The sequence below is a fragment of the Pseudomonas sp. B21-021 genome, from assembly GCF_024749205.1.
GTDB classification, from domain to species: Bacteria; Pseudomonadota; Gammaproteobacteria; order Pseudomonadales; family Pseudomonadaceae; genus Aquipseudomonas; species Aquipseudomonas paraglycinae.
On sequence record NZ_CP087192.1, the window covers coordinates 2,301,372 to 2,314,820 of the forward strand.

Sequence of the window (13,449 nt, forward strand, 5' to 3'; positions counted from 1 at the left end):
GCAGCCATGCCCGCTATCCGAATTGGCATCAACCCGATTTCCTGGAGCAACGACGACCTGCCGTCCCTCGGCGGTGAAACACCGCTGAGCACCGCCCTCAGCGAAGGCAAGGCCATCGGTTATGAAGGCTTCGAACTCAACGGCAAGTTTCCCAAGGACGCCAAAGGCGTTGGCGACGTGCTGCGTCCGTATGACCTGGCGCTGGTGTCCGGCTGGTATTCCAGTCGCCTGGCGCGGCGTTCGGTGGCCGAGGAAATCGACGCGATTGCCAGCCATGTCGAGCTGCTGGCAAAGAACGGCGCGAACGTGCTGGTTTACGGTGAAGTCGCCGATTCCATTCAGGGCCAACGGATTCCGCTGGTCGAGCGCCCGCGTTTTCACACCGAACAGGCGTGGCAGCAATACGCCGACAAGCTGACCGAACTGGCGCGCTTCACCCTGTCCCAGGGCGTGCGTCTGGCGTATCACCACCACATGGGCGCCTACGTCGAATCGCCTTCGGACATCGACACCCTGATGGCGTTGACCGGTAATGAAGTCGGGCTGCTGTTCGATTCGGGCCATTGCTACATGGGCGGCGGCGAGCCCTTGCAGGTGCTGCGCAAACACCTGTTGCGCATCTGCCACGTGCATTTCAAGGACGTGCGCAAACCGGTGGTGCAACTGGCGCGCAACAACCTGTGGAGCTTCCCCGACTGCATCATCAACGGCACCTTCACCGTGCCAGGGGATGGTGACATCGACTTCGCCGAGTTGCTGGACGTGCTGCTGGCGGCCGACTACCACGGCTGGCTGGTGGTCGAGGCCGAGCAGGATCCAGCAGTGGCGCCGAGTTATGTCTACGCGAAAAAAGGCTTCGACACCTTGCGTGCGTTGCTCGACGAGAGGACTGCGCGATGAGCCTGCTGGTCAAAAGCAATGCCCGTGGCCGGACCATGGTCGAGCTGGCTGAAGGTGAACTGCAATACGTGGGTTTCGCCGCCTACCGATTGAGCCTGGGTGAAACCTTGCCAGTCGCAGCGGGTGACAAAGAGTTGTGCCTGGTGCTGCTCAGCGGTCGGGTCGGCATCCACGGCGAAGCGCCGGGGCAGGGGGCATTCAACTGGGACAACCTCGGTGATCGCCAGTCGGTGTTCGAAGACAAATCCCCGTTCGCCGCGTACCTGCCACCCGGCAGTCAGGCGCAGGTGGTGGCATTGAGTGATGCGCAAGTGGCGGTCTGCGCCGCTCCCGGTTCGACCACCACGGACCTTGGCCCGCGCCTGATCAGGCCTGAAACCATGAAGCGCAGCGTGCGCGGCAAGGGTGCCAATACTCGCTATGTCTGCGACATCCTGCCGGACAGCGAGCCGGCCCATTCGCTGCTGGTGGTGGAAGTCCGTACGCCGTCGGGGCACTCGTCGAGCTATCCGCCGCACAAACACGACACCGACGACCTGCCGCACCAGAGCTTTCTCGAAGAAACCTACTACCACCAGATCAACCCGCCCCAGGGCTTCGTGTTCCAACGGGTCTACACCGACGACCGCAGCATCGATCAGGCCATGGCCGTGGAAAACAGCGACCTCGTCGTCGTGCCCAAGGGCTATCACCCGGTCAGCGTGCCGTATGGCTACGAGTCCTACTACCTGAACGTGATGGCCGGGCCGAAACGCGTCTGGCAGTTCCATAACGACCCGCAGCACAGCTGGCTGCTGGATCTCTGAATTCCAACTTTCGCACGGAGAACAAGAACAATGAGCGACGCCCCGGTCATAGGCCACTACATCGATGGTCAGGTGCAGGACAGCGGTAGTGAACGATTCAGTGATGTCTTCAATCCGGCCACCGGCGGCGTTCAGGCGCGGGTCGGGCTGGCCAGTCAGAAGACCGTGGACGCTGCCGTCGCATCGGCGCTGAAGGCATTCCCGGCCTGGTCCGAGCAATCGTCCCTGCGCCGTTCGCGGGTGATGTTCAAGTTCAAGGAATTGCTCGATCGTCATCACGACGAACTGGCCGAAATCATCAGCCGCGAACACGGCAAGGTGTTTTCCGACGCCAGGGGCGAAGTCACCCGAGGCATTGAAATCGTCGAGTACGCCTGCGGTGCGCCGAGTCTGTTGAAGACCGAGTTCAGCGACAACATCGGCGGCGGCATCGACAACTGGAACCTGCGTCAGCCACTCGGCGTCTGCGCCGGGGTCACGCCCTTCAACTTCCCGGTGATGGTGCCGCTGTGGATGATTCCGCTGGCGCTGGTTACCGGCAACTGCTTCATCCTCAAACCGTCCGAGCGCGATCCGTCCGCCAGTTTGCTGATGGCTCGGCTGTTGACCGAAGCCGGTTTGCCGGACGGCGTGTTCAACGTGGTTCAGGGCGACAAGACGGCGGTCGACGCCTTGCTGCAGCACCCGGACATCGAGGCTATTTCGTTTGTCGGTTCGACGCCGATTGCCGAGTACATCCACCAGCAGGCCACCGCGCGCGGCAAGCGGGTGCAGGCGCTGGGCGGCGCGAAGAATCACATGATCGTCATGCCCGACGCAGACCTGGATCAGGCGGCGGATGCCTTGATCGGCGCGGCTTACGGTTCGGCCGGTGAGCGCTGCATGGCGATTTCGATTGCGGTCGCGGTCGGTGAAGTCGGCGATCAGTTGATCGCCAAACTGTTGCCGCGCATCGATCAGTTGAAAGTCGGCAACGGTCTGCAAGGCGACAGCGACATGGGGCCGCTGGTCACCGCCGAACACAAGGCCAGGGTGGAAGGCTTTATCGATCAGGGCGTGGCACAGGGCGCGCAGCTGATTGTCGACGGCCGCCACTTCAAGGTGCCGGGGGCCGAGGCGGGCTTTTTCGTCGGCGCGACGCTGTTCGATCACGTCACCACCGACATGAGCATCTATCAGCAGGAAATCTTCGGCCCGGTGCTGGGCATCGTGCGCGTGCCGGATTTCGCCAGTGCCGTGGCGTTGATCAACGCTCATGAATTCGGCAACGGCGTGTCGTGCTTCACCAGCGATGGCGGGATCGCCCGCGCCTTCGCCCGCAGCATCAAAGTCGGGATGGTCGGCATCAACGTGCCGATTCCGGTGCCCATGGCCTGGCATTCGTTCGGAGGCTGGAAGCGCTCGCTGTTCGGCGATCACCACGCCTACGGGGAAGAAGGCATTCGTTTCTACAGTCGCTACAAAAGCGTGATGCAGCGCTGGCCCGACAGCATTGCCAAGGGCCCGGAATTCAGCATGCCGACGGCCAAATAAATTATTTGCGCGGAGAACAACAAGAATGAGTACTCCACTGCGTTTTGCCCTGAACCGAATGGTCGCTCCACGTTTGTCCCTGCCGGCGTTCATCGAGTTGGCGGTGACTCTCAAGGCCGATGCCATCGAGATCCGCAACGACCTCAAAGGCATCGAGATCGAGGACGGCACCGCGCCCGAATACGTGCGTGAGTTGTGCACGGGCCACGGCATCAGCGTGCTGTCGATCAACGCGTTGTATCCGTTTGACGTATGGAATGACGAGCGCCGCGCGCAGGCCTTGAAGCTGGCGGCCTATGCCCGCGATTGTGGTGCGCGGGGGCTGGTGATGTGCCCGTTGAACGATCGCGCCGATCCGCGCAGCGTCGCCGAACGTGCGGCGGGCCTGCGCACCGCGTTGAGCGAGCTGGCGCCGATCCTGCGCGATCACGGCCTGCTGGGTTTCATCGAGCCGCTGGGTTTCAAAGCCTGCTCGCTGCGCCGCAAACGCACGGCGGTGGAGGCGATCAAGTCAGTCGGCGGGCTGGATGTGTTCCGTCTGGTGCACGACACCTTTCATCACCATTTGGCCGGTGAGCAGGAGTTTTTCCCTGAGCTGACCGGGCTGGTGCACATCTCCGGTGTCGAGGAGACCGAGGCGCCGCTGGCAGCCCTTGGCGATGGCCACCGGGTGCTGGTGGGCGCGGACGACATTCTCGGCAACGCGGCGCAAATCAACAGCCTGCTCGCTGGCGGCTACAGCGGCTATCTGTCGTTTGAACCGTTTGCCGATAGCGTCCATGGCCTGGCGGATATTCAGACGGCGATCGGCGCGAGTATGGACCACCTGAGCAAATCCCTGAGTTGACAGTGCCCCTCGCAGGGATCGGATCTGAATTTGAAAGGTGCGGTTATGACCACAACAAGACTGACCATGGCCCAGGCCCTGGTGAAATTCCTCGATAACCAGTACATCGAGGTCGATGGCGTTCAGAGCAAGTTCGTCGCCGGAATCTTTACCATTTTCGGCCACGGCAACGTGCTGGGCCTGGGGCAGGCACTGGAGCAGGACAGCGGTGACCTGATCGTCCATCAGGGCCGCAACGAACAAGGCATGGCCCATGCGGCAATCGGTTTCGCCAAGCAGCATCTGCGGCGCAAGATCTACGCCTGCACCTCGTCCGTGGGGCCGGGCGCGGCGAACATGCTGACCGCTGCCGCCACCGCGACCGCCAACCGGATTCCCTTGCTGCTGTTGCCGGGTGATGTCTATGCCTGCCGTCAACCGGACCCGGTGTTGCAACAGATCGAGCAGTTCCACGACCTGAGCATCAGCACCAACGATGCGTTCAAGGCCGTGAGCAAATACTGGGATCGCATCAACCGTCCCGAACAATTGATGACCGCAGCGATCCACGCCATGCGCGTGCTCACCGACCCCGCCGAAACCGGCGCCGTGACCCTGGCCTTGCCGCAGGACGTGCAGGCCGAGGCCTACGATTATCCCGATTACTTCCTGCAAAAACGCGTGCATCGCATCGAGCGTCGTCCGGCCACTGAAGCGATGCTCGGCGATGCCGTGGCACTGTTCAAAGGCAAGCGCAAACCGCTGATCATCTGTGGTGGCGGCGTCAAATACTCGGGCGCCAATGCGGCGTTGCAGGCGTTTGCCGAGCGCTTCGATATTCCCTTCGCCGAAACCCAGGCCGGCAAAAGCGCGCTGGTGTCCAGCCATCCGCTGAACGTCGGCGGCATTGGCGAAACCGGTTGCCTGGCGGCGAACCTGCTGGCCAAGGACGCAGATCTGATCATCGGTGTCGGCACTCGTTACAGCGATTTCACCACCGCGTCGAAATCCTTGTTCCAGCACCCTGACGTGCAATTTCTCAACCTCAACATCAGCCCGTGCGATGCCCTGAAACTCGACGGCGTGCAACTGCTGGCGGATGCCCGGACAGGTTTGTCGGCGCTGGCCGAAGCGCTGGGCGACTACCGTTCCGGCTGGGGCGATCAACCTCGTCAGGCCAAGGCGCAACTGGATGAGGAAGTGGATCGCCTGTATCAGGTCGACTACCAGGCACGGGATTTCATCCCGGAAATCAACGACCACCTCGATCCGGCGGTGTTGCGCGAATTCATCGAGCTGACCGGTTCCTGCCTGACCCAAAGTCGCGTGCTCGGCGTGCTCAATGAAACCCTCGCCGATGATGCGGTGATCGTCGCCGCTGCCGGCAGCCTGCCCGGCGATTTGCAGCGCAGCTGGCGCAGCAAGGGGGTGAACACCTATCACGTCGAGTACGGCTATTCGTGCATGGGCTATGAGGTGAACGCCGCGCTGGGCGTGAAGCTCGCCGAGCCCGAGCGCGAGGTCTATGCGCTGGTGGGCGACGGCTCCTACATGATGCTGCACTCGGAACTCGCCACTTCGATCCAGGAGCGGCGCAAGATCAACGTGGTGCTGTTCGACAACATGACCTTCGGTTGCATCAACAACCTGCAGATGGGCAACGGCATGGACAGCTTTGCCACCGAGTTTCGTTTCCGCAACCCGCAAACCGGCAAGCTCGACGGTGCTTTCGTGCCGGTGGATTTCGCCATGAGCGCGGCGGCCTACGGCTGCAAGACCTACAAGGTGAACACCGTTGAAGGGCTGCAGGCGGCGCTGGCGGATGCGCGCTTGCAGACGGTCTCGACCCTGATCGACATCAAGGTTCTGCCCAAGACCATGATTCACGGTTACCTGTCGTGGTGGCGGGTCGGCGTGGCGCAAGTCTCCACCAGCGCCCGCACCGACGCGGTGGCCAAAACCCTGAACGAACGACTGGCCAAGGCCCGTCATTACTGATTGCCCTGAATCGAACAACCACAAGGAATCCTTTCATGTCATTGCTTTCCCAAGCGTTGCGGCTAGGCGTCATCGGCACCGGGGCCATCGGCCAGGACCACATCCGTCGTTGCAGCCAGACCTTGCTCAACAGTCAGGTCGTGGCGGTCACCGACATCAATCTGCAGCAGGCGGCCAAGGTCGTCGCTGACCTGAAACTGACCGCCGAGGTCTATCCCGACGGCCACGCGCTGATCCAGGCGCCGGACGTCGACGCGATCCTCGTCACTTCCTGGGGCCCGAGCCACGAAGAGTTCGTGCTGGCCGCGATTGCGGCGGGCAAACCGGTGTTCTGCGAGAAGCCGCTGGCCGTCACCGCCGAAGGCTGCCGCAAAATTGTCGAGGCCGAAGTGGCCCACGGCAAACGGCTGGTGCAGGTCGGTTTCATGCGTCCGTACGATGAAGGTTATCGCGCGTTGAAGTCGGTGATCGACAGCGGCCAGATCGGCGAACCATTGATGCTGCATTGCGCGCACCGCAACCCGAGCGTGGGTGAAAACTACAAGACCGACATGGCGATCACCGACACGCTGATCCATGAGCTGGACGTGCTGCGCTGGTTGCTCGACGACGATTACGTCTCGGTGCAGGTGGTGTTCCCGCGCAAGAGCAGCAAAGCCCTCGCGCACCTGAAGGATCCGCAGATCGTGCTGTTGGAAACCGCCAAGGGCACGCGCATCGACGTGGAGGTTTTCGTCAATTGCCAGTACGGCTACGACATCCAGTGCGAAGTGGTGGGGGAGACCGGCATCGCCAAACTGCCGGAGCCGTCCCAGGTTCAATTGCGCAGTGGGGCCAAGCTGTCCAACGCGATTTTGATGGACTGGAAGGATCGCTTTATCGCGGCCTATGACGTCGAGTTGCAGGCGTTCATCGATGGCGTGCGGGCAGGGCAGGTCGGTGGGCCTTCGGCGTGGGATGGCTTCGCCGCTGCTGTTGCGGCCGATGCGTGCATCGAAGCGCAGAACAGCGGAGCGATCGTCAACGTTGCACTGCCTGATCGCCCGAGGTTCTACGGTTAACGCTGCTCCCACAACCACCGCGTTTTCCCGAGACGCGGTGACATAACAATAAGAAGGAGTTCAGACATGCGCATCGGACTTGTCGGTTACGGCCATGGCGGCCGGTTTTTTCATGCTCCGCTGATCAGCAGCCTGCCGGCGGCGACGTTCGTCGGCGTGGTCACCCGTTCAGCGGAGCGCCGACAGTTGCTGGCGGCGGAGCATCCGGGTGTGCCGGCCTTCGACAGCATCGGCCAGTTGGTGGAAGCCGGGATCGATGTGCTGGTGGTATCGACGCCCCTCAAAGGACGGCCGGCACTGGTGCTCGACGGCATCGAACACGGCGTGGCGGTGGTCAGCGACAAGCCGTTCGCCGCCGACTGGCAGCAGGCGCAAACCCTGATCACCATGGCCGAGCGCCAGAATGTACCGCTCAGCGTCTATCAAAACCGGCGCTGGGATTCGGACTTTCTAACCGTGCGCAAACTCATCGAATCCGGCGCGCTGGGCCAGGTCAGCCGGTTCGAGTCGCGGATCGAGCGTTACTCGCCGTCGTCGGTTCACAACGGCAGCGGCGGTGGTTTCCTGCGCGATCTTGGCAGTCATCTGGTCGATCAGGCGCTGTTGCTGTTCGGCCCGGTGACACGGGTCTACGCCGAACTGGACTACCTGGAAAAAGACCAGACCTTCGATCACGGCTTCTTCATGTCCCTGACCCACGCCAGCGGCGTGACCTCGCACCTGGGCGGCAGTTGCCTGCAGAACAGCCCCGGCCCGCGCTTTCGGGTGAGCGGTACGCTGGGTTGTTACAGCGTCGAGGGGCTGGACGGGCAAGAGGCCCAGGCACTGGCCGGGCTTTCGCCGAAAACCGAAGGCGAGCGCTGGGGCGTCGAGGAGCACCGCCGTTGGGGCTGGTTCGAGCACGGAGAGGAACGCGAACGGGTTCCGTCTGAGCGCGGCTGCTGGAGTCAGTTCTATTTGCAGCTACAAATCGCGTTGCAAAACGGTGGCCCACTGCCCGTTGACGCCCGTGATGCACTGGCGACAACCCGCGTGCTAGACGCTGCGCGCCTGAGTTTCAAGCGTCATCAGGTGGTGGAACTGAGCGAGTTTGCAAGCCATGGAATAAAATCATAATAAAATTCTAAAACAGGTTGATATGGAAAATATTTTCCAATAAAGTCGATTCCAGATTCACTGTCTCGGGATACGTTTCAACGCTTCGACTGCTTGTCCGCTTACTGAAATCGTCATGCCTCATCCATAAAACCAACAAGAATGTGGAGAAAGACTTTTCATGAAGACCAAGACCCGCTTTGCCTCACTGGCCTTGTCCCTGATGTTCGCCAGCGGCGCTGTGCTGGCTGATATGAAGATCGGCGTCAGCATGTCCCAGTTCGATGACACCTGGCTGACCTACCTGCGTGAATCCATGGACAAGAAAGCCAAGTCCTATCCCGACGGCGTCAAGCTGCAGTTCGAAGACGCCCGCAGCGACGTGGTCAAGCAACTGAGCCAGGTCGAAAGCTTCATCAGCCAGAAGGTCGACGCCATCGTGGTCAATCCGGTGGATACCGCCGCCACCAAAAAGATCACCGAAGCCGCAGTGAAGGCCGGCATTCCGCTGGTCTACGTCAACCGCCGCCCCGATAACCTGAACCTGCCCAAAGGCGTGGTAACCGTTGCTTCCAACGACCTGGAAGCCGGCGAGATGCAGATGCAGTACCTCGCCGACAAAATGGGCGGCAAGGGCGATATCGTGATTCTGCTGGGCGATCTGGCGAACAACTCCACCACCAACCGCACCAAGGGCGTCAAAGAGGTGCTGGCCAAATACCCGGACATCAAGGTCGAGCAGGAGCAGAGCGGCGTCTGGCTGCGGGACAAGGGCATGACGCTGGTCAATGACTGGCTGACCCAGGGCCGCAAGTTCGACGCGGTCGTCTCCAACAACGACGAAATGGCCATCGGTGCCGCGATGGCCCTGCAACAGGCCGGCGTCGCCAAAGGCAGCGTGTTGATCGCGGGTGTCGATGGTACGCCGGACGGCTTGAACGCTGTGAAGAAGGGCTCGCTGGCCGCTTCCGTGTTCCAGGACGCCAAGGGTCAGGCCGACGGTTCCATCGATACGGCGGTGAGAATGGCGAAGAACGAGCCGGTCGAGCCGGCGGTCTGGGTGCCGTTCCGCCTGATCACGCCGCAAAACGTCGACCAGTTCAAATAGTCCGTCCGTTCAATAACAACAATAAGCCCGCAAGGTGGCGACCGCGACCTTGCTGATGGAGTACCTGATCATGTTCGCTTCAGCGACTGCTTCGAGCACCCCTTTGACGGGGAGCCCGCCCACTGCACTACCTGTCGAAGAGCCGTACCTGCTGGAGATCCTCAACGTCAGCAAGGGTTTCCCCGGTGTGGTGGCGTTGTCCGATGTGCAACTGCGGGTACGCCCCGGTTCCGTGCTGGCGCTCATGGGCGAGAATGGCGCGGGCAAATCTACCCTGATGAAAATCATCGCTGGCATTTACCAGCCAGACGCCGGCGAGCTGCGCCTGCGGGGCAAGCCGGTGGTGTTCGAAACGCCACTGGCAGCGCTTCAGGCCGGGATCGCGATGATCCACCAGGAACTCAACCTGATGCCGCACATGAGCATCGCCGAAAACATCTGGATCGGCCGCGAGCAGCTCAACGGCTTTCACATGATCGACCACCGGGAAATGCACCGCTGCACGGCGAAACTGCTGGAGCGCCTGCGGATCAACCTTGACCCCGAAGAACTGGTCGGCAACCTGAGTATCGCCGAGCGGCAGATGGTCGAGATCGCCAAAGCCGTGTCTTACGACTCCGACATCCTGATCATGGACGAACCGACGTCGGCCATCACCGACAAGGAAGTCGCCCATCTGTTCTCGATCATTGCCGACCTGAAAAACCAGGGCAAAGGCATCATCTACATCACCCACAAAATGAACGAAGTGTTCGCGATCGCCGATGAAGTGGCGGTGTTTCGCGACGGGGCCTACATCGGCCTGCAGCGGGCCGATTCCATGGACAGCGACAGCCTGATTTCGATGATGGTCGGTCGCGAGTTGAGCCAGTTGTTTCCGGTGCGGGAAAAGCCGATCGGCGATCTGTTGCTGTCGGTGCGCGACCTCAAGCTCGATGGCATTTTCAAGGGTGTGTCCTTCGACCTGCACGCCGGGGAAATCCTGGGCATCGCCGGGTTGATGGGCTCGGGCCGGACCAATGTGGCTGAGGCGATCTTCGGCATCACGCCCAGCGACGGTGGCGAGATCCGCCTCGATGGCGAGGTGGTGCGCATCAGTGATCCGCACATGGCGATCGAGAAGGGCTTCGCGCTGTTGACCGAGGATCGCAAGCTCAGTGGTCTGTTCCCGTGTCTCTCGGTGCTGGAGAACATGGAAATGGCCGTCCTGCCGTATTACGCCGGCCACGGGTTCATCCAGCAAAAGGCCTTGCGCGCCTTGTGCGAGGACATGTGCAAGAAGCTGCGGGTTAAAACCCCGTCGCTGGAGCAGTGCATCGACACCCTGTCGGGTGGCAATCAGCAGAAGGCCTTGCTGGCCCGCTGGCTGATGACCAACCCGCGCATCCTGATTCTCGACGAGCCGACCCGCGGCATTGATGTCGGCGCCAAGGCCGAGATTTACCGGCTCATCGCCTACCTCGCCAGCGAGGGCATGGCGGTGATCATGATTTCTTCGGAGCTGCCGGAAGTGCTCGGCATGAGCGACCGTGTGATGGTCATGCACGAGGGCGACCTGATGGGCACCCTCGACCGCAGCGAGGCGACTCAGGAGCGGGTGATGCAACTGGCTTCGGGCCTGTCCTCGGTTCATTAATGGATACCGCTGGTGGCCGAGGCCGCCGTCGATGATGCGATAGAAAGGTGAGTGGTTATGAACGCGATACTGGAAAACAAACCGGCCACGGCACCGGTCAAGAGTCGCCGGCGCTTTCCGACGGAGCTGAGTATTTTCCTGGTGCTGATCGGCATTGGCCTGGTATTCGAACTGTTCGGCTGGGTCGTGCGCGATCAGAGCTTTCTGATGAACTCCCAGCGGCTGGTGTTGATGATCCTGCAAGTGTCGATCATCGGCCTGCTGGCGATTGGCGTGACCCAGGTGATCATCACCACCGGTATCGACCTGTCGTCGGGCTCGGTACTCGCGTTGTCGGCGATGATCGCGGCCAGTCTGGCGCAGACCTCGGATTTCGCCCGGGCGGTGTTCCCGTCACTGACCGATTTGCCGGTCTGGATTCCGGTGATTGCCGGGCTCGGCGTCGGGCTGCTGGCGGGGGCGATCAACGGCAGTATCATCGCCATCACCGGGATTCCGCCGTTCATTGCCACGCTGGGCATGATGGTTTCGGCCCGTGGCCTGGCGCGTTACTACACCGAAGGCCAGCCGGTGAGCATGCTCTCGGATTCCTACACGGCGATCGGCCACGGCGCGATGCCGGTGATCATCTTTCTGGTGGTGGCGGTGATCTTCCACATTGCGCTGCGCTACACCAAGTACGGCAAATACACCTACGCCATCGGCGGCAACATGCAGGCGGCGCGCACCTCAGGCATCAACGTCAAACGCCATCTGGTCATCGTCTACAGCATCGCCGGGTTGCTGGCGGGGCTGGCCGGCGTGGTGGCTTCGGCTCGCGCCGCCACCGGACAGGCCGGGATGGGCATGTCCTATGAGCTGGATGCGATTGCCGCCGCAGTTATCGGTGGTACCAGTCTGGCGGGCGGGGTGGGGCGCATCACCGGCACGGTAATCGGCGCACTGATCCTGGGGGTGATGGCCAGCGGGTTCACGTTTGTCGGGGTCGATGCTTACATCCAGGACATCATCAAGGGACTGATCATCGTGGTCGCGGTGGTGATCGACCAATACCGCAACAAGCGCAAGCTCAAACGCTGAAGTCCATCATCCCGGCCTTGGAAAAGGGATGCGCGTAAAACAGTCAAGCCGATCGGAAGATCGGCTTTTTTGTGTCTGCGAAAACTGCAGAGGCGGCAAAGTCGTTCAGGGTTTCTTTTCTTCCATCCCATTCTTTGATTCGCTGGATGTTTGCGCATCCTTCTCTGTCTCATGGGTCTCTGCACCGGAGTTCGACCCCGAGGCTTCCTCACCCTTTTTGTCGGCCTTGTCTTCCTTGGATTCGGTGCCTCCCTGATTGACTCCAGGAATGCCGGTTGGCGGGACGCTGCTTCCCGCCATTGCAAGCGGTGCGGTGGCAGACAAAAGACTTCCAAGCATGAGGGCTGCAATGGTTCTGTTCATCGTCGGGGCTTCCGCGTCGGGTGGATTTACCTTGGAAAATCAGAGGCGAAACAAAGTGCCGAGCGGCTGACGGGCGGGAGAGGTGGGAGACGGGTGGCTGTGTAGCCGCGCATCTGTGTGGAGAGCCTCCGGTCGAGCATGGCTGCAACAGGCGGCAAATTGCTGGCCCCCGAATGTTTCAAGTCCCGGCAAACTCGCCTTTTTTCAAAAGGTTAGGTGGGCTATATGCGGACGATTGTCATCACCGTAGCAACGCTTTCCCTCGCTCTGTTCGCGTTGGAGGCCCAGGCCAGGGAACTGAGCAAGAGCCATCGTTTTGCGTGTACCTGGGGTTCGGATATTGCCGCCGGTGCGCAACAATCGAAGCTTTCGGGCATTTCTCTTTATGGTGCGCGAAAGCGCTTGCAGGCGCGCAAGTTCCAGCAACCGTGGATGCGCATGACCGCCATGGGCATCACTGAGCAGACCTACGACAGCGCGTCGCGGCTGAAGCCGGCGGCCGTCAAGCAGACCTACTACGAACAGTGCGTTCGGCACGAGCTGGCCCAGCATTGAATGAAAAAGCCTGACCTGAAGAGGTCGGGCTTTTTCATGTCCGGTGCAATGAGAGCGTCACTTGTCACTTTCGCAATTGACCATCCACGACACGCCAAAACGATCCACCAGCATGCCGAAGCGCGCGGCCCAGAAGGTGGCTTCCAGCGGCATGTCGACACGACCGTCCTTGGCCAGGGCGTTAAACACCCGTTCGGCCTCGGCGATGCTGTCGACATTCAGGGAAATCGAGCAACCGCTCATGCCTTGGGTCGGGCGGTCGGGCGTGGTGTCCGACGCCATGAGCATCTGATCGCCGACTTTCAGGCAGGTGTGGATGATCAGGTTGTGATGCTCTTTGGGGACATGTTCGGCGGCTGGGGTTTCGCCGAAGGTCATCATCGCTTCGAGTTTGCCGTGCAGGCATTGCTCGTAAAACGTGAAGGCCGCGCGGCAGTCGCCGTTGAAGATCAGGTACGGGTTGATTTTCATGAGGGTGCTCCCGAATA

General features: G+C 61.2%; 13 protein-coding genes. 11 read left to right on the top strand and 2 right to left on the bottom strand.

Features of this window, described 5'->3' with window-relative positions:
- Positions 1-6: 6 nt before the first annotated feature.
- From iolE to LOY31_RS10305, 10 genes are all read left to right on the top strand, one after another.
- Entirely contained in the window at positions 7-900 is an 894-nt protein-coding gene (gene iolE / locus LOY31_RS10260; protein WP_258713189.1) for a myo-inosose-2 dehydratase, read from the top strand.
- Positions 897-1,706: a 5-deoxy-glucuronate isomerase gene (gene iolB / locus LOY31_RS10265; protein ID WP_085607789.1), complete on the top strand. Its 810-nt coding sequence runs from the start codon at positions 897-899 to the stop codon at positions 1,704-1,706. Before iolE ends, iolB begins: the two co-directional genes overlap by 4 nt.
- A gap of 30 nt (positions 1,707-1,736) precedes the next feature.
- Positions 1,737-3,239, top strand: coding sequence for a CoA-acylating methylmalonate-semialdehyde dehydrogenase (locus LOY31_RS10270; RefSeq protein WP_258713190.1), 1,503 nt, complete (start codon positions 1,737-1,739; stop codon positions 3,237-3,239).
- Between the two features lie 25 nt (positions 3,240-3,264).
- Complete coding sequence (locus LOY31_RS10275; RefSeq protein WP_221534588.1) at positions 3,265-4,086, top strand: TIM barrel protein; 822 nt, start codon at positions 3,265-3,267, stop codon at positions 4,084-4,086.
- Positions 4,087-4,131: 45 nt separating this feature from the next.
- The gene (gene iolD / locus LOY31_RS10280; protein WP_221534586.1) at positions 4,132-6,063 is read left to right on the top strand and encodes a 3D-(3,5/4)-trihydroxycyclohexane-1,2-dione acylhydrolase (decyclizing); all 1,932 of its coding nucleotides are present in this window, start codon (positions 4,132-4,134) and stop codon (positions 6,061-6,063) included.
- Positions 6,064-6,098: 35 nt separating this feature from the next.
- Positions 6,099-7,124 carry a Gfo/Idh/MocA family protein gene (locus tag LOY31_RS10285; protein ID WP_085607781.1) on the top strand — a complete coding sequence of 342 codons (1,026 nt, stop codon included), beginning with the start codon at positions 6,099-6,101 and terminating at the stop codon, positions 7,122-7,124.
- Positions 7,125-7,190: 66 nt separating this feature from the next.
- On the top strand, positions 7,191-8,240 hold the full coding sequence (locus LOY31_RS10290; RefSeq protein ID WP_221534585.1) for a Gfo/Idh/MocA family protein: 1,050 nt from the start codon (positions 7,191-7,193) through the stop codon (positions 8,238-8,240).
- Between the two features lie 160 nt (positions 8,241-8,400).
- Positions 8,401-9,327 carry a sugar ABC transporter substrate-binding protein gene (locus LOY31_RS10295; RefSeq protein ID WP_258713191.1) on the top strand — a complete coding sequence of 309 codons (927 nt, stop codon included), beginning with the start codon at positions 8,401-8,403 and terminating at the stop codon, positions 9,325-9,327.
- A gap of 70 nt (positions 9,328-9,397) precedes the next feature.
- Positions 9,398-10,963: a sugar ABC transporter ATP-binding protein gene (locus LOY31_RS10300; protein ID WP_258713192.1), complete on the top strand. Its 1,566-nt coding sequence runs from the start codon at positions 9,398-9,400 to the stop codon at positions 10,961-10,963.
- Positions 10,964-11,020: 57 nt separating this feature from the next.
- Positions 11,021-12,043, top strand: a complete 1,023-nt coding sequence (locus tag LOY31_RS10305) for an ABC transporter permease (protein WP_258713193.1) — start codon at positions 11,021-11,023, stop codon at positions 12,041-12,043.
- Between the two features lie 105 nt (positions 12,044-12,148).
- Here LOY31_RS10305 and LOY31_RS10310 read toward each other — a convergent pair whose 3' ends face one another.
- The gene (locus LOY31_RS10310; protein WP_085607776.1) at positions 12,149-12,406 is read right to left on the bottom strand and encodes a hypothetical protein; all 258 of its coding nucleotides are present in this window, start codon (positions 12,404-12,406) and stop codon (positions 12,149-12,151) included.
- 225 nt (positions 12,407-12,631) lie between these two features.
- Between LOY31_RS10310 and LOY31_RS10315 the strand changes: the two genes are divergently transcribed.
- Complete coding sequence (locus LOY31_RS10315; RefSeq protein WP_258713194.1) at positions 12,632-12,961, top strand: hypothetical protein; 330 nt, start codon at positions 12,632-12,634, stop codon at positions 12,959-12,961.
- A gap of 57 nt (positions 12,962-13,018) precedes the next feature.
- On the opposite strand, the gene LOY31_RS10320 is transcribed toward LOY31_RS10315, so the two are convergent.
- Positions 13,019-13,432: a VOC family protein gene (locus tag LOY31_RS10320; RefSeq protein WP_258713195.1), complete on the bottom strand. Its 414-nt coding sequence runs from the start codon at positions 13,430-13,432 to the stop codon at positions 13,019-13,021.
- Positions 13,433-13,449 lie beyond the last annotated feature (17 nt).

Coding starts and splice junctions, on each gene's coding strand:
- LOY31_RS10270 (WP_258713190.1), top strand. CDS start 1,737: ATGAGCGACGCCCCGGTCATAGGCCACTACATCGATGGTCAGGTGCAG.
- LOY31_RS10320 (WP_258713195.1), bottom strand. CDS start 13,432: ATGAAAATCAACCCGTACCTGATCTTCAACGGCGACTGCCGCGCGGCC.
- LOY31_RS10285 (WP_085607781.1), top strand. CDS start 6,099: ATGTCATTGCTTTCCCAAGCGTTGCGGCTAGGCGTCATCGGCACCGGG.
- LOY31_RS10315 (WP_258713194.1), top strand. CDS start 12,632: ATGCGGACGATTGTCATCACCGTAGCAACGCTTTCCCTCGCTCTGTTC.
- iolD (WP_221534586.1), top strand. CDS start 4,132: ATGACCACAACAAGACTGACCATGGCCCAGGCCCTGGTGAAATTCCTC.
- LOY31_RS10305 (WP_258713193.1), top strand. CDS start 11,021: ATGAACGCGATACTGGAAAACAAACCGGCCACGGCACCGGTCAAGAGT.
- LOY31_RS10310 (WP_085607776.1), bottom strand. CDS start 12,406: ATGAACAGAACCATTGCAGCCCTCATGCTTGGAAGTCTTTTGTCTGCC.
- LOY31_RS10275 (WP_221534588.1), top strand. CDS start 3,265: ATGAGTACTCCACTGCGTTTTGCCCTGAACCGAATGGTCGCTCCACGT.
- iolE (WP_258713189.1), top strand. CDS start 7: ATGCCCGCTATCCGAATTGGCATCAACCCGATTTCCTGGAGCAACGAC.
- LOY31_RS10300 (WP_258713192.1), top strand. CDS start 9,398: ATGTTCGCTTCAGCGACTGCTTCGAGCACCCCTTTGACGGGGAGCCCG.
- iolB (WP_085607789.1), top strand. CDS start 897: ATGAGCCTGCTGGTCAAAAGCAATGCCCGTGGCCGGACCATGGTCGAG.
- LOY31_RS10295 (WP_258713191.1), top strand. CDS start 8,401: ATGAAGACCAAGACCCGCTTTGCCTCACTGGCCTTGTCCCTGATGTTC.
- LOY31_RS10290 (WP_221534585.1), top strand. CDS start 7,191: ATGCGCATCGGACTTGTCGGTTACGGCCATGGCGGCCGGTTTTTTCAT.